Here is a 17,395-nt window from a genome sequence, read left to right as displayed (position 1 = left end):
ATTAAGAAAAATACACTCAACATACATAACAACCCTATGTTTACAAAGTGATTTCTATATTTAAGCAAATTAGCTATAGCATTATTTTTATCTCAAATAGTCGCATTAACCCTTACAACAAATGACTTCATTGGATTTACAAATTAGTACCATCCGGCGCACTGTGATAAAAACTAATGCACTGATAAAACATATATCCCTCTACACACAATTAACATTGCATTTACTTTTATACATTCGAAGCATATAAGTTTATAAAAATATTAAGGAGAAACTCATGCTGGCGCTAATAGGTGTGCTTACTATAGCCACCTTATTATTTTTTATCATGTCCAAAAGGATGTCGCCTCTGGTTGCCCTGATCGTTATTCCGGTGATTGGCGCGCTGGCTGCAGGTTGCGGAACAGATACCGCAAAATATGTGGTCGAAGGCATCACAAAACTGGCCCCGATGGCGGCGATGTTCGTCTTTGCGATCGCTTTTTTTGGCGTTGTGACGGATGCCGGGATGTTTGACCCTATCGTACGCGGTATATTGCGATTCGTAGGGACCAACCCGGTTAAAATCATCATTGGTACGGGCCTTCTGGCACTCATCGCCCACCTTGACGGTAATGGCGCGGTGACCTTCTTAATCACTGTCCCCACCATGCTGCCGCTGTTCAATCGCCTCGGTATGGACAAACGGATCTTACTTGGTATTGTTGCGCTCAGCGCCGGGGTCAACTTTTTACCCTGGACCGGGCCGATGATTCGCGCCTCGGCCGCATTGAACGTCACCACCCATGACCTCTTTATTCCGTTAATTCCAGCACAGCTCGCGGGCCTGACCTTTATGGTCATCATGGGTTGGTACTGGGGTAAACGCGAAGAGAAACGCCTTGGCGCCGCCCACTTTGCTGCGGCCGCAGGTGATTTTTCGCATCATAAGGAACTGACCGAGCAGGAAAAAGTCCTGCGTCGTCCACATCTTTTCTGGGTAAATATCGCGCTGGTTATTGCCGTGATCGGCACAATGGTGTTCACCCGCATCTCCCCCACCGTTGCCTTCATGATCGCCCTGACACTGGCGTTGATGATCAACTATCCGAATGTTGAAATGCAGAAAGAACGGATCAATGCCCACGCAAAAGCGGCGCTGATGATGGCCAGTATCCTGTTCGCGGCGGGGGCATTTACCGGGATCATGGGTGGTGCTGGCATGCTGAAAGCCATGTCTCATGCGGCGGTAGAGTTTATGCCTGCGGCACTGGCATCCCATATTCCGTTCATCGTCGGTTTGATCTCGATGCCGTTGTCGTTGATTTTCGATCCAGACTCTTACTACTTCGGCATTATGCCTGTCGTCGCGCATACCGTGGACATTATGGGTATCCCTGCCATTCAGGTTGCTCAGGCATCGGTGCTCGGTCAGATGACCACCGGCTTCCCGGTCAGTCCACTGACTCCCGCGACCTTCCTGTTGGTCAGTCTTGCCGGTGTCGACCTCGCGGATCACCAAAAATTCTCCATCCCGGTCCTGTGGGCAGCTAGCGTCATTATGACCTTTGCTGCGGCCCTCACCGGCGTCTTCCCGATTTAACAGCACATTTCTTGTTAAGAATTAAGGAAATAAAATGAAAACCATTCGAATTGGTTCCGGAGCAGGCTACGCAGGTGACCGCATTGAGCCTGCGGTTGAACTGGCCGAAAAAGGGGAACTGGATTACCTGGTGTTTGAATGTCTGGCAGAGCGCACCATCGCCATTGGACAAAAACAGAAGCAGCAGGATCCGAACAAAGGCTATAACGAACTGCTCGAAGCGCGGATGCGCGCGGTGTTACCGACCTGTCACGCCAAACGTGTGCGGATCATCTCTAACATGGGTTCCGCCAACCCGCTCGCCGCCGGAAAAGCGGTGTTGAAGATTGCCCAGGAACTGGGTTTACATGGCCTTAAAGTCGCTGTGGTCACGGGTGATGACGTGTTGTCGCTCATACAGTCGATGGACCTGACGCTGGACGAAGCCTGTGTTCCCATCTCTCGCTTTGAAAAAACCTTACTTTCCGCAAACGCATATTTAGGCGCGGCGGGGTTACTGGAAGCACTTGAGTCCGATGCAGATGTGGTGATTGCCGGACGGGTCGCCGACCCGTCGCTTTTTCTTGCACCGATGATGCATAAGTTCAACTGGGCCGCTGATGACTGGCATCACCTGGGCATGGGGACCTGTATCGGTCATCTTCTGGAGTGCGCCGGGCAAATCACCGGCGGATATTACGCCGATCCGGGGGTGAAGGATGTTCCTCATCTGGCACACCTCGGTTTCCCACTGGCTGAGGTCAGTGAAGATGGCAGCGCCACCATAACCAAAGTGGCCGGGTCTGGCGGACTGATCACTGAAGATACCTGCAAAGAGCAACTACTGTACGAGATCCACCGGCCGGATCGTTATCTCACTCCTGACGTGGTCGCTGACTTCAGCCATGTGCGTTTTAGCCAATGCGGCCCGGATGAGGTGCGGGTTACCGGCGCGACGGGTGCGCCACGTACCGAAACGCTGAAGGTTTCTGTCGGTTATCAGGATGGTTTTATCGGTGAAGGCGAAATATCCTACGCCGGCCCAGGTGCGGTAAATCGTGGACGTCTCGCTCTCGACATCGTGCGTGAGCGCTTCGCGATTTGTCACTTTAACGCGCAGGAAGCACGTTACGACCTCATTGGTGTCAATGCGATGCATGGTGAAACGCGCGGTCAGTACAGCGAGCCCTATGAAGTTCGCGCTCGTGTTGCTGCCCGCTGCGCCACTCGTGCGCAGGCGGTTACCGTCGGCAACGAAGTGGAAACACTTTATACCAACGGCCCTGCGGGCGGTGGCGGTGTCATGAAATCGGTAAAAGAAATACTGGCCATGGACTCCACCCTCATTCCGCGTCAATGCGTCCAACACCATATTACCGTACTGGAGAATAAATTATGAAATTACGTGAAATAGCGCATTCCCGCACCGGAGATAAAGGGAATATTTCCAATATTTCATTAATTGCCTGGCGTCCGGAAGATTATTCAACGCTGGCAGAACATGTCACCGCCGAAAGAGTCAAAGTCTGGTTTGGCGATATTGTACAGGGCGAGGTGATTCGCTATGAATTACCGGAACTCGGCGCACTAAATTTCGTGATGCATAAAGCGCTGGGAGGTGGCGTTACTCGCTCGCTGGCGCTGGATATGCACGGCAAAGGGCTGAGCTCCGCGTTGCTGGATATGCCCATTTAATTCTTTTCGGACACGAAGATCTCCATCTTCGGCGGGGTTTCATTACTCCGCCGGGGAATCCTTGTCTTCAAAACAGCAAGTACACAATTATGCAAAACAAAAGAATAACGGCGGACAAATTCCGCGAACTATTACATGACGGCATGAGCATTATGTTTGGCGGCTTTATGGGCGTCGGAACGCCGGAATATCTGGTGGCTGAAATTATGCGCTCCGGTGTAAAAGCGTTGACGCTCATCGGCAATGACACCGCTTTTGTTGATAAAGGCATTGGTCCGCTGATTTCTAATGGCCAGGTCAAAAAAGTGATCGCCTCTCATATTGGTACCAACCCGGAAACCGGTAAGAAGATGATTTCCGGTGAGCTCGATGTTCAGTTAGTACCGCAAGGGACGCTCGCCGAGCAAATCCGCGCTGGCGGCGCCGGACTGGGGGGATTCCTCACGCAAACCGGGCTGGGCACGGTGGTGGAAGAAAATAAACAAACGCTACGGGTCAACGGTGAGAAATGGCTGCTGGAGCAACCTCTGCGCGCCGATCTCGCCATTCTTCTCGCCAGTCATGCCGATGAGGCAGGCAATCTCACCTATGACCTGACCGCCCGAAACTTCAACCCGGTAATGGCGCTGGCCGCCGATGTGGTTGTGGCTGAAACCCGCGACATCGGCGCGCTGGGAAGCATTCCTCCCGTACACGTCATCACCCCTGGTGCGCTGGTGGATTATCTGTTCGTGGAGGCCCAGTGATGAATGCAAAAGAACGTATTGCGCGCCGCGTGGCACAGGAATTACACGATGGCGACGTCGTCAATCTGGGCATTGGCCTGCCAACGCAGGTCGCGAACTACCTGGCCGAGGATATTCAGGTCACGTTGCAGTCAGAAAATGGTTTTCTTGGCCTCGGCCCGCTGGACGAGGTGAATGCCAGCCTCGTCAATGCAGGCGGTCAGCCTTGTGGCATGATCCCTGGTGCGGCGATGTTCGACAGTTGCTTCTCTTTCGCCCTTATTCGCGGGGGACATGTTGATGTCTGCGTGCTCGGCGGTTTGCAGGTCGATGAACGCGGAAACCTCGCTAACTGGATGGTTCCGGGCAAAATGGTGCCCGGTATGGGCGGGGCGATGGACCTCGTGGCAGGAGCGAAAAAAGTCATTATTGCGATGGAGCACTGTGCAAAAAATGGCGAACCGAAGCTGTTACATCAGTGCAGTTATCCCTTAACGGCGGTCGGCAAGGTCAGCAAAGTCATCACCGAACTCGCCGTATTTAGCTTTGTGAACGGCGAAATGATCCTTGATGAAATCAGCGACACCATCACGCTTGATGAACTTCGTGCGCGCACGGAAGCGAACTTCCATCTTTGTGCACACCTGAAAACATTGCAGCCTGCGGGGACTCTGGCATGAACGACTCGATTGTGATTGTGAGTGCGAAACGCACCCCTATCGGTAAATTTGCTGGCAGCCTGGCTGACGTCCCGGCGGTAATGCTGGGCGCGACCTGTGTCCGGGCAAACCTGCTGGACCTTCCGTCAGATATTAACATTAACGAAGTGATCCTCGGCAACGTGTTGCAGGCCGGATTAGGGCAAAACCCGGCTCACCAGGTGACGCATCACGCAGGCCTGGCGGAGAGCGTTCCGTCATTCACGGTCAATAAAGTCTGCGGTTCTGGCCTGGAAACCGTTGTGCTAGGCGCGCAGTCCATTCTGAGTGGTGATAATCAGACCTGTATTGTCGGCGGGATGGAAAACATGAGCGCCGCCCCCTACCTGCTGGCCCGTGCGCGCCAGGGATACCGTATGGGCAACGGTGAGCTGACAGACGTGATGATCCACGACGGTCTCTGGTGCGCCTTCAATGATTACCACATGGGGGTCACAGCAGAAAACATTGCCAGGCGCTATCATTTAAGCCGTGAAGAGCAGGACCAGGTAGCGCTGGCATCGCAGCAAAAAGCGATAGCCGCGATTAACGCCGGTTATTTCAGACAGGAAATCGTACCGGTGCCCCTGAAGCGTAAAAAAGAGGTCTGCCTGTTTGATACCGATGAGTTTCCACGTCCGGAGACCGATGCCAGTTCGCTGGCGAAACTGCGTCCGGCCTTTGAAAGTACGGGGACAGTCACTGCAGGCAATGCCTCCGGCATCAATGATGCGGCGGCGACGCTGGTCCTGATGTCAGAACGCGCTGCGCGTGCGCATGGGATTACGCCGTTGGCGCGCCTGAAGAGCTGGGCTTCGGCTGGGGTGGATGCCAGTATGATGGGACTTGGGCCAATTCCAGCGACAAAAAGGGCGCTGGAAAAAGCCAAAATGACCGTCAGCGATCTGGATTTAATCGAAGCCAACGAAGCCTTTGCCGCACAGTATCTGGCGGTTGCTCGCGAACTCAATTTCCCGGAAGAGAAAGTGAACGTCAATGGCGGCGCGATCGCGCTGGGGCATCCAATTGGCGCAAGCGGCGCACGGATTCTGGTAACGCTGGTTCACGCGTTGCAGCAGCGCAATAAAACCACCGGGCTGGCAACGCTGTGTATCGGCGGTGGTCAGGGGATCGCCGTGATTGTTGAACGTCTGTAAGCATGTCGTCTGCATGTCCCCGGCACACCGGGGACATGCAGTACCTTTAACACAGTTCCAGTTGAATATGGTTATCGGTGATCACCTTCATTACCCCTGCTGGGGGCAGAGCATCGGTATATACCGCATCCACCAGACTGATACTGCCCATATTCACCATCGCATTACGGCCAAACTTCGAATGATCCGTCACCAGTATGACGTGGCGGGAATTCTCAATAATTGCGCGCTTGGTACGCACCTCGTGATAGTCGAATTCCAGCAGCGAGCCGTCACTGTCGATGCCGCTGATCCCCAGAATGCCGAAATCCAGGCGGAACTGAGAAATAAAGTCGAGCGTCGCTTCGCCAATAATACCGCCGTCCCGGCTGCGAAGTTCACCACCCGCGAGAATTATGCGAAAATCCTCTTTTACCATCAGCGTGTTCGCCACGTTGAGGTTGTTGGTCACAATACGTAAATTGCTGTGGTCGAGTAGCGCGTACGCCACGGCCTCGGGCGTGGTCCCGATATCAATAAACAGCGTTGAACCGTTAGGGATCTGCGAGGCAACTTTACGCGCAATACGCTCTTTTTACGCCGTCTGCGTGGCTTTACGATCGTGCCACGGTGTGTTGACGGAACTGGACGGTAGCGCCGCGCCACCGTGATGACGCAGAATCATGTTTTGTTCGGCCAGGTCATTGAGATCCCGGCGAATCGTTTGTGGGCTAACGGAGAAATGCTCCACCAGCTCTTCAGTACTGACGTATCCCTGTTTTTTTACCAGCTCAATGATTGCATCATGTCGTTGTGTTTGTTTCATTGTTATTCCCTGGAACTATGTTCGTTTTCGCGCATTTAACGTATCCGCGAACGCCATTGCCAACCCAACTGCCAGCCCGGCGATATGTGCGCCATTGGCCATCGACATCCCAAACAAATCAAACCATCCGGCGACGATCCAAATCAGCGCGAAAATAATCAGCCCGCGCTGCAGGTAGATTCCGCTTTGCGGATCGCGCTCGCCACGCAGCCAGACGTAACCCATCAGCGCATAAACGACGCCGGAAAGCCCGCCGAACCACGGGCCGCTAAACTTATGCTGTACATATCCGCTCAGTAGGGCGCTGATGACCGTAATCACTATCAGTTTGCCGCTGCCTAAACGTTTTTCAACCGCACCGCCAAGATACCACCACCACAGCAGGTTGAAGAGGATATGCATCAGCGAAAAGTGCATGAAGGCGTGAGTGAAGTAGCGCCAGACGTCAAACTGTAATGATGGGTCAAACGGCCAGGCCAGCCACACCATTACGGTTTGATCGCCAACGATATTCATGACGATAAATACCAGAATGCAGGCCGCCATAATCAGCCAGGTGACCGGGCCGGCACGCTCACGCAGTGTGGCAATAAACGGGAAGCGGCGATAACGCAGTCCACTGCCAGTATGACCGGACTGCCAGCTGGCCGCGAGATAGCGCGGATCGCCAGGGTTCTCCATAAAACTCGCCAGCTCAGCATGCACACGTTCGGCCTGCGTTTCATCCGCCAGCCAGACATCGCTTTGATGATGTTGTTGAATGGTCAGGATAACGCCCTGCGTCGCCATGTAATCAACAAAGGCCTGCGCCACGCGGGGGTTAGCAAAAGAGGTAATCATCAACATGGTTGCTGTCGCTTAATCCATACAAAAGAGGACAGTATATATACCCTTCTAATTTCAAGCTGCATCTTTGTTGGCTATGAAGACGAACCGTATGCCACTTCGGCAGGGAAATGGCGATGCCAGGCGTCAAATCCGCCGTCTACGCTGTAGACCGCGTCATAGCCTTGCTGAAGCAAATATTGCGCCGCGCCTTTGCTGCTGTTGCCGTGGTAGCACATGACCAAAACCGCCGTATCGAAATCGTGATCGCGCATAAACGAGCCCAGCGTGTCGTTCGTCAGGTGAAATGCCTGGGGAGCATGCCCCATCGCATAACTTTGTGGATCGCGGATATCCACCAGTACCGCCGCGCCCTGATGCAGCTTCTGGTGCGCTTCTTCAACATTAATACATTCAAACTGATCCATACTTTCTCTTCTTTATCGTGCAGGTGAAACGTTTTCGGCATTTTATCCGTTAGTGTACGTCCCCATGGGAGTGAAACGCCATAATGTTATATGTATCACTGTAAATTGTTTATTCGATGTTACCAATGGAGCGTTTCTTTGCTATTATGCTCGATAACGAACATTTATGAGCCATAACGAAAGCGCACGAGGGCAGCATGGAAACCAAAGATCTGATTGTGATAGGGGGAGGCATCAACGGTGCCGGTATCGCGGCAGATGCCGCTGGACGCGGTTTATCCGTGCTGATGCTGGAAGCGCAAGATCTTGCGTGCGCAACCTCCTCTGCCAGTTCTAAACTCATCCACGGTGGCTTGCGCTACCTGGAACACTACGAATTCCGGCTGGTGAGCGAAGCGCTGGCTGAACGCGAAGTGCTGCTGAAAATGGCCCCGCATATTGCCTTCCCAATGCGCTTTCGCCTGCCGCATCGCCCTCACCTGCGTCCGGCATGGATGATTCGTATTGGTCTGTTTATGTACGATCATTTAGGTAAACGCACCAGCTTACCGGGTTCTGCCGGTTTGCGTTTTGGCGCATAGTCGGTACTGAAACCGGAAATTGTGCGCGGTTTCGAATATTCCGACTGCTGGGTCGACGATGCGCGTCTGGTGCTGGCCAATGCCCAGATGGTGGTGCGAAAAGGTGGGGAAGTGTTAACCCGCACTCGTGCAACCTCTGCGCGTCGCGAAAACGGTCTGTGGATCGTCGAAGCCGAAGATATCGATACCGGTAAGACATTCACCTGGCAGGCGCGTGGGCTGGTCAACGCCACGGGTCCGTGGGTGAAAGAATTTTTCGACGAAGGTATGCATCTGCCTTCGCCATACGGTATTCGCCTGATCAAAGGCAGCCACATCGTGGTGCCGCGCGTCCATACCCAGAAACAAGCCTACATTCTGCAAAACGAAGATAAACGCATTGTGTTTGTTATTCCGTGGATGGATGAGTTCTCCATCATCGGCACCACCGACGTCGAGTACAAAGGCGATCCGAAAGCGGTAAAAATCGACGAAAGCGAAATCAATTACCTGTTGAAAGTCTATAACGCGCACTTTAAGAAACAGCTTGGTCGTGACGATATCGTCTGGACCTATTCCGGTGTGCGCCCGCTGTGCGACGACGAGTCGGATTCACCACAGGCCATCACCCGCGATTACACGCTGGATATTCATGATGAAAATGGCAAAGCGCCGCTGCTTTCTGTCTTCGGCGGTAAACTGACCACCTACCGTAAGCTCGCCGAGCACGCGATGGAGAAACTGTCGTCGTACTATCAGGGCATTGGCCCGGCATGGACCAAAGACTGCGTGCTGCCAGGCGGTGAAATCGGTGGCGATCGCGAAGACTACGCGGCGAGACTGCGCCGTCGTTATCCGTTCCTGACAGAATCGCTGGCGCGCCATTACTCACGCACCTACGGCAGCAACACAGAGTGGATCCTCGGCGAAGCCACCTCTGTCGCGGATTTAGGCGAAGATTTCGGCCATGAGTTCTACGAAGCAGAGCTGAAATATCTGGTAGACCACGAATGGGTTCGCCGTGCAGACGATGCGCTGTGGCGTCGTACCAAAGAAGGGATGTGGCTCAACGCCGAACAGCAGTCTCGCATGACCCAGTGGCTGGCAGAGTACGTCGCGAAACATCAGCTTTCACTGGCATCGTAATCTCCTCACGTCCGATAGCGACACGCTATCGGGCGTTTTTATGTTTCCCTCTACAACACAACGCGCACTGCGATGACGAAACACTTACTTCCCCGCCCCTGAAATCCTCAAAAAACACCGCCATTCCCCGTATGGAATACGTTGCCTGTTCGCGTGTGCGTTCTTTATCCGGCGAAAATCGGTAACCAGAATCAGCCTGTCAGCCATTCCCCTTTGTTTTCAACCCTCTTTTTTTCGTGCCAGAACACTTTCCGGTGAGTGTTGCAGCAGGATATGAAGCAAATCACAAAATATAACCTTGCTGAGAATATGGAATTGACGCTCAAAATTTATCCCCTCATAGTATCTGCATACAGAACAATAGTTCTATATACAGAACAAACTACCTCTACTATTAAGGGATGCGCTAATGAGCATTGAACTCGATAAACCAACTACGCGAGGGCGCTGGCTGCACATCATTCCAGCTACCATCCTCGTTTATATCGTGGCTTACATGGACAGGACGAACATCGCAATTGGGATTGCGGGAGGAATGGACGAAGACCTGGGGATGACCGCCTCGTTTGCCGGTCTGGTCGCCGGTATTTTCTTTATTGGTTATATCTTTTTGCAAATTCCCGGCGGTCAAATTGCGGAACGATACAGTGCCAAGAAATTAATCGCCTGGACCATCGTCGCATGGGGCGGGTTCGCGCTGCTGACAGGCTTCGTCCAGACTCCAACCCAATTACTGATTATCCGCTTTGTCCTTGGCGTCGCTGAGGGTGCGGTCTATCCCGCTATTCTGGCGCTGATCGGTCACTGGTTCCCTAATGAAGAACGCGCAAGAGCGATTGCCTATTTCCAGATGAACCTTGCCGTGGCCTCAATCATCACCGGGCCGCTTTCCGGCTGGCTGATCGAAACCTATGGCTGGCGAGAAATGTTCATCATCGAAGGCTTACTTTCTCTCGGCCTGCTGTTCGTCTGGCTGCCTTTGGTTTCTGACCATCCTCATCAGGCCAAATGGCTGGATCCTAAAGAGCGCACCTGGATCGAACAGAAACTGGAGGCCGATCGCACACTGACGATCGCCGGTGAGACAAGCAGCATTCGCAATGTTCTGAGCAGCATTAACTTATGGAAACTGATCGGTATCTATTTCTTCGTGCAGGTTGGTTTCTACGGCTTCGCCCTCTGGATGCCAAACCTGATTAAACACCTGACCGGCAGCGGAATGACTATCGTCGGCTTACTGACTGCGGCACCGTACATTTTGTGCATCGTCGGTCAGTACTACATCGCCAAATGGTGCGACAAAACCATGAATCGCCGCCTCTATACGGCAATTCCGTTGCTGGGCTTTGCCGCCTGTCTCGCACTCTCCCTGCTGTTGAAAGATAACATCTGGCTGGCGTACGGCATGATGGTCATCTGCGGCTTCTTCCTGCAGGCCTATGCGGGACCGTTCTGGACATTACCGCCATTACTCTTCTCTCCCAACGTGCTGGGCGGCGTACGCGGCACCATCAACGCATTAGGTAACATTGGCGGTTTTATTGGTCCTTATCTGGTGGGCCTGTTAACCGTCACATTCTCACAAACCGCAGGGATGACGGTGCTGGTTGCCGCACTCCTCATCGCCGTCGCGCTGCTGTTCAGTTTACCTTCGGTTACTGCCCGTCCTGCAGGCAGTAGCAACCCTCATCATGCATCGGCGCCTGAGACGTCGCTCAAACAAGAAGGAATCGCCAAATGAGTCAGAAATGCCAACACGCCCGTGACCTGTGGTCACAACTGGACGCCCTGCGTCTGGGGATGAATTACACCAAAGAAGATGTCAATAAACTGCAGGTTCTGGTGGATGATTGCTATGGCGAAAGTCATCCCGGTAGCTTTCATCTTAATCATCTGGGCGATGAAGCCGTCTTAGGCATTCACGAAAGCGGCGGTCGTGCCGTTCGTCACCACGTGACCGATATTTGTGATGGCTGGGGTCAGGGTCATGACGGGATGAACTATATCTTAGCCTCCCGTGAGGCTATCGCGAACATGGTCGAAATTCATGCTTCCGTCGTACCATACGATGCCGGTATCTTGATCTCCAGTTGTGATAAATCGATCCCGGCGCATCTGATCGCCGCTGCGCGCCTGAATCTACCGATGCTGCATATCCCCGGCGGCTCAATGCGTCCGGCACCGAATATGAGCACGTCCGATCTCGGTGGTATTACCGCCAAACTCAAGAAAGGCGAGATAGGCATCCAGCAGGTGGAAGCCATGCAGCAGTGCGGTTGCCCGACAGCAGGCGCGTGCCAGTTTATGGGCACCGCCAGCACGATGCAGTGCATGTCTGAAGCGCTCGGTCTTGCCTTACCGGGAAGCGCATTGCTGCCCTCGACATTGGCGGAAATTCGCCGCATCGCGCGAAACGCCGGTCATCAGGCGTTATACCTGGCAGAGAAAAATATCACGACGCATAAAATCCTCACGCCTGCCGCCTTTGAAAACGCCATTAAGGTCCATGCCGCCATCGGTGGCAGCACCAACGCCATGATCCATCTCCCGGCGATAGCCCATGAACTGGGTTGGGAACTGAAACCTGAGTTGTTTGACCAGATAAACAATGAGATCCCTTACCTCACCAACATTCAACCCAGCGGTCAGTATGTGACTGAAATGATGTGGTTCGCGGGCGGCGTGCCGATGGTGCAATGGTATCTTCGCGACTATCTGGATCTGGATGTCCTGACGGTGACTGGCCGGACGCTGGGGGAAAACCTGGAAATGCTCCATCAGTCCGGTTTCTTTACCCGCAACCACGGTTATCTGAGTAATTATCGGGTCAGCCCGGAAGAGGTGATTCGTAAGCCGGAAAACGCCACCAAGAAAGGGTCGATTGCCGTGTTAAAAGGCAATATCGCACCAGAAGGCGCAGTCATTAAATATGCCGCCTGCGCGCCAGAGATGCACCACCATACCGGCCCTGCGCGCGTTTTCAATTCGGAAGAGGATGCCCAACAAGCCATTATTCATAACCACATCGAACCGGGTGATGTCATTTTTATCCGTTATGAAGGGGCTAAAGGTTCGGGAGCACCGGAGATGCTCATGACCACAGACGCGATTGTTTACGACAAACGTCTTGATGGCAAAGTCGCCCTGATTACCGATGGTCGTTTCTCCGGCGCAACCAGCGGCCCTTGCGTCGGCCATGTTTCACCGGAAGCCGCCGATGGCGGTCCCATTGCGCTTGTCGAAGACGGCGACCTCATCGAAATGGACGTCAAGGGGCGCAAGCTCAACATTGTGGGTATTCACGGTGAGTACAAAACAGAAGAAGAAATTCAACACTGTCTTGAACGCCGTCGGACAAACTGGACAAAACCGGATTATTCAAATCGACGCGGCGTCTTTAAGCAATTTACGACCAACGCAACCTCATTAATGGCGGGAGCCTGGATTAAATAACGTCCCTGGTGGGCGGCATTATCGCCAGCCCACCTGCTTTTAAGGATAAAATCATTATGCAAACTGAAAAATTCAACGGTGTCTTTCCGCCTGTTCCGACCATTGTTAATGCCCAGGGGAAATTAGATAAGAAAGGGATGGCGACATTACTTGACCATCTTATTGCGAACGAGGTTAACGGCGTATTATTACTTGGCAGCGGCGGTGAGTTCTGCCATATGACAAAAGAGCAGCGTCTGGAAGCCGCTGAGTTTTGCGTTCAACATATCAATCATCGAATTCCGGTGTTGTTAGGGATCAGCAGTACCAGCACGCAAGACGTCATTGATTACGGTCGGCATGCTGACAGTCTGGAAGTCGATGCCGTACTGGTCCTCAATCCTTATTATGCACGACTGACCGATGAGTATATTTATCACCATTTCAAAACTGTCGCCGAAAGTATCAACACGCCGGTTATTCTCTATAACTTTCCGGCGCTTACCGGCCAGGATCTCAGCATTGATTTAATTACCCGGTTGGCACATGACATTCCCAATATCATTGGCATTAAAGATACCGTGGATAACATTAGCCATATTCGCGAAATCATCAATACCGTACGACCGATTCGCCCTGATTTTGTTATTTTCTCTGGTTACGATGAATATATGATGGACACGTTGATCCTGGGAGGAAATGGCGGGATCCCTGCAACTGCTAACTTTGCTCCGCAGTTAACCTGTGGAATTTATCGTGCCTGGCGCGAAAAAGAATATGAGACCTTGTTTCGCCTGCAACGTCGACTGTCTGCGTTATCAACTATTTACAGTCTGGATACGCCTTTCTTCGGGATTATCAAAAAAGCCATTCAACTCAGTGGCATTGATATCTCGGTTGAGGTCATGCCGCCAGTGCAACCGGCAAATGAGGCACATATCACCAGCCTGAAAAAGGTTCTACAGCGCGCCGGGTTGTAACTCTCATCAGCGGGCTTAGCGCCCGCCTTTTCATTTAGCAGCGAAAAGACTAGCGCAACATCGACGACAGGCGACGACTGGCATCCATCATCTGCATGGCAAGCGTTTCTCGTTTATCATCCGGGATCTGGAACGCGACGCCTGACACACTCAAGGCCGCCACCACCTTCCCTTCGGCATTAAATATGGGCACCGCGATACAACGGACGCCTAAAGAATCTTCTTCGTTATCATAGCCCCAACCGCGCTGACGGATCCCGGCTAATTCCTGCTTGAGGATATCCACATCGGTAATCGTCGTTTCGGTATAGCGCGTCAGAACCTGATCGGGCGGCAGCAACTCATCCAGCTCTTCCGAATTAAGCCAGGCAATCAGCACTTTCCCCAGACCAGAACTGTGCAGCGAAAGGCGCTTGCCCTCCCAACTACGGATCACAATTGCCTGTGGGCTTTCCAGCTTGAGAAGATAAATAGGAGAGTCGCCTTCAAGTACGCCAAGATGGCAGGTTAAACCCGTCGCATTACGAATTTCTTCCAGTACGGGCAGCGCGATTTTTTTAATATCGTACTGTTCAGCGGCTTTATTCCCTAATTCGTAGAGCCGTAACCCAAGATAATATTTGTCTTTTTCCTGACGCAATAAGCCATGCGCAACCATGCCCGTCAGTAAAGAGGAGGTACTGCTTTTTGCGATTCCTGAATTTTGATGAATTTGCGTGAACGTCGCGCCATCGCATTCCATCAGATAAGCGAAGACGCGCATAATTTTGTCGAGGGCAGGAATCGATGTTGTGATTTTTTTCATATACTTATCAATTAATTATAATTAATTCCTCGGACACTATACACCAGCAGACGGTTATTATTCCATATCAATGCGCAATCACCGCGCACAAAAAAGGAGCCCGAAGGCTCCTTTTTTAACATGACGACTTACAACCGTACCGGATCAATATGCCAGATGTGGTCAGCATACTCCTGGATGGTCCTGTCAGAGGAGAAGTAGCCCATGTTGGCGATATTGAGCATCGCTTTGGCGGTCCACTCTTCCGGACGTCCGTACAGGTCGTCCACCTTGTCCTGACAATCGACATAGCTGCGGTAGTCCGCCAGTACCTGATAGTGATCGCCGAAGTTGATCAGCGAATCCACCAGATCACGATAACGCCCAGGTTCTTCCGGGCTGAACATGCCGCTGCCGATTTGGGTCAGCACCTGATGCAGTTCCTCATCTTTATCGTAATATTCACGCGGTTTATAGCCCTGCCTGCGCAGTTCTTCGACCTCTTCTGCCGTGTTACCAAAGATAAAGATGTTCTCTTCGCCAACGTGTTCCAGCATCTCCACGTTCGCCCCGTCCAGCGTACCAATAGTCAACGCGCCGTTGAGTGCGAACTTCATGTTGCTGGTGCCGGAGGCTTCGGTCCCCGCCAGCGAAATCTGCTCAGACAGATCTGCCGCCGGAATGATCAGCTGTGCCAGGCTCACGCTGTAGTTGGGGATAAACACCACTTTCAGCTTATCGCCAATCTGCGGATCGTTATTGATGACTTTCGCGACGTCATTAATCAGGTGAATGATGTGCTTCGCCATGTAATAGGCCGATGCGGCCTTACCGGCAAAAATATTCACCCGCGGCACCCACTGCGCATCAGGATCGGCCTTAATGCGGTTGTAGCGCGTAATCACGTGCAGCACATTCATTAACTGACGCTTGTACTCATGAATGCGCTTGATCTGGACATCAAACAGCGATTTCGGATTCACCACCACGTTGAGTTGCTGCGCGATATAGTTTGCCAGCCGCTTTTTGTTTTCCAGCTTCGCCTGACGCACCGCATGATTGACCAGCGGGAAATCGCAGTGCTGTTCAAGTTCATGCAGTTGGCTCAGATCGGTACGCCATGTACGGCCAATGTTCTCGTCCAGAACGCCGGAAAGCGACGGGTTTGCCAACGCCAACCAGCGGCGCGGCGTCACTCCATTCGTCACGTTGCAGAAACGGGTCGGGAAAATGGTCGCAAAATCCGCGAACAGCGACTGCACCATCAGGTTAGAGTGCAACTCGGAAACACCATTCACCTTATGACTCACCACCACCGCCAGCCACGCCATACGTACGCGGCGACCATTGGACTCGTCAATGATCGACGCGCGTCCCAGCAGACCGGTATCGTTCGGATACTGCTCCTGCAACGTTTTCAGGAAGTAGTCGTTAATTTCAAAGATGATCTGCAGATGGCGCGGCAGGATTTTGCCCAGCATATCCACCGGCCAGGTTTCCAGTGCTTCGCTCATCAGCGTGTGGTTGGTGTAGGAAAAAACCTGGCAGCACACTTCAAACGCGTCGTCCCAGGTGAACTGATGTTCGTCAATCAGCAGACGCATCAGCTCCGGGATCGACAGCACCGGGTGCGTGTCATTCAGGTGAATGGCAATCTTATCCGCGAGGTTGTCGTAGGTTTTGTGCAACTGATAATGACGGCTCAGGATATCCTGCACCGTTGCCGAAACCAGGAAATACTCCTGACGCAGACGCAGTTCGCGTCCGGAATAGGTGGAGTCATCCGGATACAGCACGCGCGACACGTTCTCGGAGTGGTTTTTATCTTCCACAGCGGCGAAGTAATCGCCCTGGTTGAATTTACCGAGGTTAATTTCGCTACTGGCCTGCGCATTCCACAGACGCAGCGTGTTGGTGGCGTCAGTGTCATAACCGGGGATAATCTGGTCGTAGGCGACCGCGAGGATCTCTTCGGTTTCAAGCCAGCGTGTTTTCTTGCCTTCCTGCTGAATACGTCCGCCAAAGCGAACTTTGTACCGCGTGTTATGGCGTTTGAATTCCCACGGGTTACCATATTCCAGCCAGTAATCAGGAGACTCTTTCTGTCGCCCATCGACGATGTTCTGCTTGAACATCCCGTAGTCGTAGCGGATACCATAGCCACGCCCCGGCAGCCCTAAGGTTGCCAGCGAATCCAGGAAACAGGCAGCCAGCCGCCCGAGACCGCCGTTACCGAGACCCGGGTCGTTTTCTTCATCGATGAGTTCTTCAAGATCTAATCCCATCGCTTCCAGAGCGCCCTGGACATCGTCATAAATCCCCAACGATAACAGCGCATTGGAAAGGGTACGTCCAATCAGAAATTCCATCGACAGGTAATAAACCTGGCGGGTTTCCTGGGACAGTTGGGCTCGGTTAGAACGCAGCCAGCGCTCCACAAGACGATCGCGCACCGCAAACAGCGTCGCGTTCAGCCATTCATGCTTATTGGCAATAACCGGGTCTTTACCAATCGTGAACATCAGCTTGTAAGCGATAGAGTGCTTAAGCGCTTCTACGCTCAGCGTCGGCGATGCATAGGTAAATGGAGCATTCATAA

At 52.7% G+C, this 17,395-nt stretch carries 13 protein-coding genes and 2 pseudogenes; 10 read left to right on the top strand and 5 right to left on the bottom strand.

Features of this window, described 5'->3' with window-relative positions:
* The first annotated feature begins 277 nt into the window (after positions 1 to 277).
* The 6 genes from KI228_RS01750 to KI228_RS01725 all read left to right on the top strand — a co-directional run bounded on the left by KI228_RS01750 (position 278) and on the right by KI228_RS01725 (position 5,836).
* Positions 278 to 1,582, top strand: coding sequence for a CitMHS family transporter (locus tag KI228_RS01750; RefSeq protein WP_042998441.1), 1,305 nt, complete (start codon positions 278 to 280; stop codon positions 1,580 to 1,582).
* Positions 1,583 to 1,616: 34 nt separating this feature from the next.
* Complete coding sequence (locus KI228_RS01745) at positions 1,617 to 2,960, top strand: acyclic terpene utilization AtuA family protein (protein ID WP_044263838.1); 1,344 nt, start codon at positions 1,617 to 1,619, stop codon at positions 2,958 to 2,960.
* Positions 2,957 to 3,256, top strand: a complete 300-nt coding sequence (locus KI228_RS01740) for an AtuA-related protein (RefSeq protein ID WP_044263840.1) — start codon at positions 2,957 to 2,959, stop codon at positions 3,254 to 3,256. The genes KI228_RS01745 and KI228_RS01740 overlap by 4 nt, the downstream gene beginning before the upstream one ends.
* Positions 3,257 to 3,345: 89 nt before the next feature.
* Positions 3,346 to 4,002, top strand: a complete 657-nt coding sequence (gene atoD / locus KI228_RS01735) for an acetate CoA-transferase subunit alpha (RefSeq protein WP_044263841.1) — start codon at positions 3,346 to 3,348, stop codon at positions 4,000 to 4,002.
* Complete coding sequence (locus KI228_RS01730; protein ID WP_061069311.1) at positions 4,002 to 4,661, top strand: 3-oxoacid CoA-transferase subunit B; 660 nt, start codon at positions 4,002 to 4,004, stop codon at positions 4,659 to 4,661. The genes atoD and KI228_RS01730 overlap by 1 nt, the downstream gene beginning before the upstream one ends.
* The gene (locus tag KI228_RS01725) at positions 4,658 to 5,836 is read left to right on the top strand and encodes an acetyl-CoA C-acetyltransferase (RefSeq protein ID WP_061069312.1); all 1,179 of its coding nucleotides are present in this window, start codon (positions 4,658 to 4,660) and stop codon (positions 5,834 to 5,836) included. Before KI228_RS01730 ends, KI228_RS01725 begins: the two co-directional genes overlap by 4 nt.
* A gap of 46 nt (positions 5,837 to 5,882) precedes the next feature.
* Here the strand turns inward: KI228_RS01725 and KI228_RS01720 are convergent.
* The 3 genes and pseudogenes from KI228_RS01720 to glpE all read right to left on the bottom strand — a co-directional run bounded on the left by KI228_RS01720 (position 5,883) and on the right by glpE (position 7,894).
* Positions 5,883 to 6,641, bottom strand: a pseudogene (locus KI228_RS01720) (DeoR/GlpR family transcriptional regulator).
* Between the two features lie 15 nt (positions 6,642 to 6,656).
* Complete coding sequence (glpG, locus tag KI228_RS01715; protein ID WP_141227370.1) at positions 6,657 to 7,487, bottom strand: rhomboid family intramembrane serine protease GlpG; 831 nt, start codon at positions 7,485 to 7,487, stop codon at positions 6,657 to 6,659.
* Between the two features lie 74 nt (positions 7,488 to 7,561).
* The gene (gene glpE / locus KI228_RS01710; RefSeq protein WP_042998449.1) at positions 7,562 to 7,894 is read right to left on the bottom strand and encodes a thiosulfate sulfurtransferase GlpE; all 333 of its coding nucleotides are present in this window, start codon (positions 7,892 to 7,894) and stop codon (positions 7,562 to 7,564) included.
* Positions 7,895 to 8,091: 197 nt separating this feature from the next.
* Here glpE and glpD point away from each other — a divergent pair.
* The 4 genes and pseudogenes from glpD to KI228_RS01690 all read left to right on the top strand — a co-directional run bounded on the left by glpD (position 8,092) and on the right by KI228_RS01690 (position 14,012).
* A pseudogene (gene glpD / locus KI228_RS01705) lies at positions 8,092 to 9,600 on the top strand (glycerol-3-phosphate dehydrogenase).
* 409 nt (positions 9,601 to 10,009) lie between these two features.
* Entirely contained in the window at positions 10,010 to 11,341 is a 1,332-nt protein-coding gene (locus tag KI228_RS01700; RefSeq protein ID WP_042998451.1) for an MFS transporter, read from the top strand.
* On the top strand, positions 11,338 to 13,053 hold the full coding sequence (gene ilvD / locus KI228_RS01695; RefSeq protein WP_044253539.1) for a dihydroxy-acid dehydratase: 1,716 nt from the start codon (positions 11,338 to 11,340) through the stop codon (positions 13,051 to 13,053). Before KI228_RS01700 ends, ilvD begins: the two co-directional genes overlap by 4 nt.
* Positions 13,054 to 13,106: 53 nt before the next feature.
* A complete protein-coding gene (locus tag KI228_RS01690) occupies positions 13,107 to 14,012 on the top strand; it encodes a dihydrodipicolinate synthase family protein (protein WP_090050301.1) in 906 nt (301 codons plus the stop codon).
* Between the two features lie 49 nt (positions 14,013 to 14,061).
* On the opposite strand, the gene KI228_RS01685 is transcribed toward KI228_RS01690, so the two are convergent.
* Together KI228_RS01685 and glgP are read right to left on the bottom strand one after the other, a co-directional pair.
* Entirely contained in the window at positions 14,062 to 14,817 is a 756-nt protein-coding gene (locus KI228_RS01685; RefSeq protein ID WP_042998453.1) for an IclR family transcriptional regulator, read from the bottom strand.
* Positions 14,818 to 14,945: 128 nt separating this feature from the next.
* Positions 14,946 to 17,393: a glycogen phosphorylase gene (gene glgP / locus KI228_RS01680; RefSeq protein WP_044263852.1), complete on the bottom strand. Its 2,448-nt coding sequence runs from the start codon at positions 17,391 to 17,393 to the stop codon at positions 14,946 to 14,948.
* Positions 17,394 to 17,395: the final 2 nt, after the last annotated feature.

Source organism: Citrobacter amalonaticus (assembly GCF_018323885.1).
Taxonomy (GTDB): Bacteria; Pseudomonadota; Gammaproteobacteria; order Enterobacterales; family Enterobacteriaceae; genus Citrobacter_A; species Citrobacter_A amalonaticus.
The sequence above is the reverse complement of the archived record's forward strand: the minus strand, read 5'-3'. Positions and strand labels throughout refer to the sequence as shown.

What these genes read in the sequence shown, in the direction of transcription:
- KI228_RS01730 (WP_061069311.1), top strand. Translation starts at nt 4,002, where the DNA reads ATGAATGCAAAAGAACGTATTGCGCGCCGCGTGGCACAGGAATTACAC.
- ilvD (WP_044253539.1), top strand. Translation starts at nt 11,338, where the DNA reads ATGAGTCAGAAATGCCAACACGCCCGTGACCTGTGGTCACAACTGGAC.
- glpE (WP_042998449.1), bottom strand. Translation starts at nt 7,894, where the DNA reads ATGGATCAGTTTGAATGTATTAATGTTGAAGAAGCGCACCAGAAGCTG.
- glpG (WP_141227370.1), bottom strand. Translation starts at nt 7,487, where the DNA reads ATGTTGATGATTACCTCTTTTGCTAACCCCCGCGTGGCGCAGGCCTTT.
- KI228_RS01700 (WP_042998451.1), top strand. Translation starts at nt 10,010, where the DNA reads ATGAGCATTGAACTCGATAAACCAACTACGCGAGGGCGCTGGCTGCAC.
- atoD (WP_044263841.1), top strand. Translation starts at nt 3,346, where the DNA reads ATGCAAAACAAAAGAATAACGGCGGACAAATTCCGCGAACTATTACAT.
- KI228_RS01725 (WP_061069312.1), top strand. Translation starts at nt 4,658, where the DNA reads ATGAACGACTCGATTGTGATTGTGAGTGCGAAACGCACCCCTATCGGT.
- glgP (WP_044263852.1), bottom strand. Translation starts at nt 17,393, where the DNA reads ATGAATGCTCCATTTACCTATGCATCGCCGACGCTGAGCGTAGAAGCG.
- KI228_RS01750 (WP_042998441.1), top strand. Translation starts at nt 278, where the DNA reads ATGCTGGCGCTAATAGGTGTGCTTACTATAGCCACCTTATTATTTTTT.
- KI228_RS01745 (WP_044263838.1), top strand. Translation starts at nt 1,617, where the DNA reads ATGAAAACCATTCGAATTGGTTCCGGAGCAGGCTACGCAGGTGACCGC.
- KI228_RS01685 (WP_042998453.1), bottom strand. Translation starts at nt 14,817, where the DNA reads ATGAAAAAAATCACAACATCGATTCCTGCCCTCGACAAAATTATGCGC.
- KI228_RS01740 (WP_044263840.1), top strand. Translation starts at nt 2,957, where the DNA reads ATGAAATTACGTGAAATAGCGCATTCCCGCACCGGAGATAAAGGGAAT.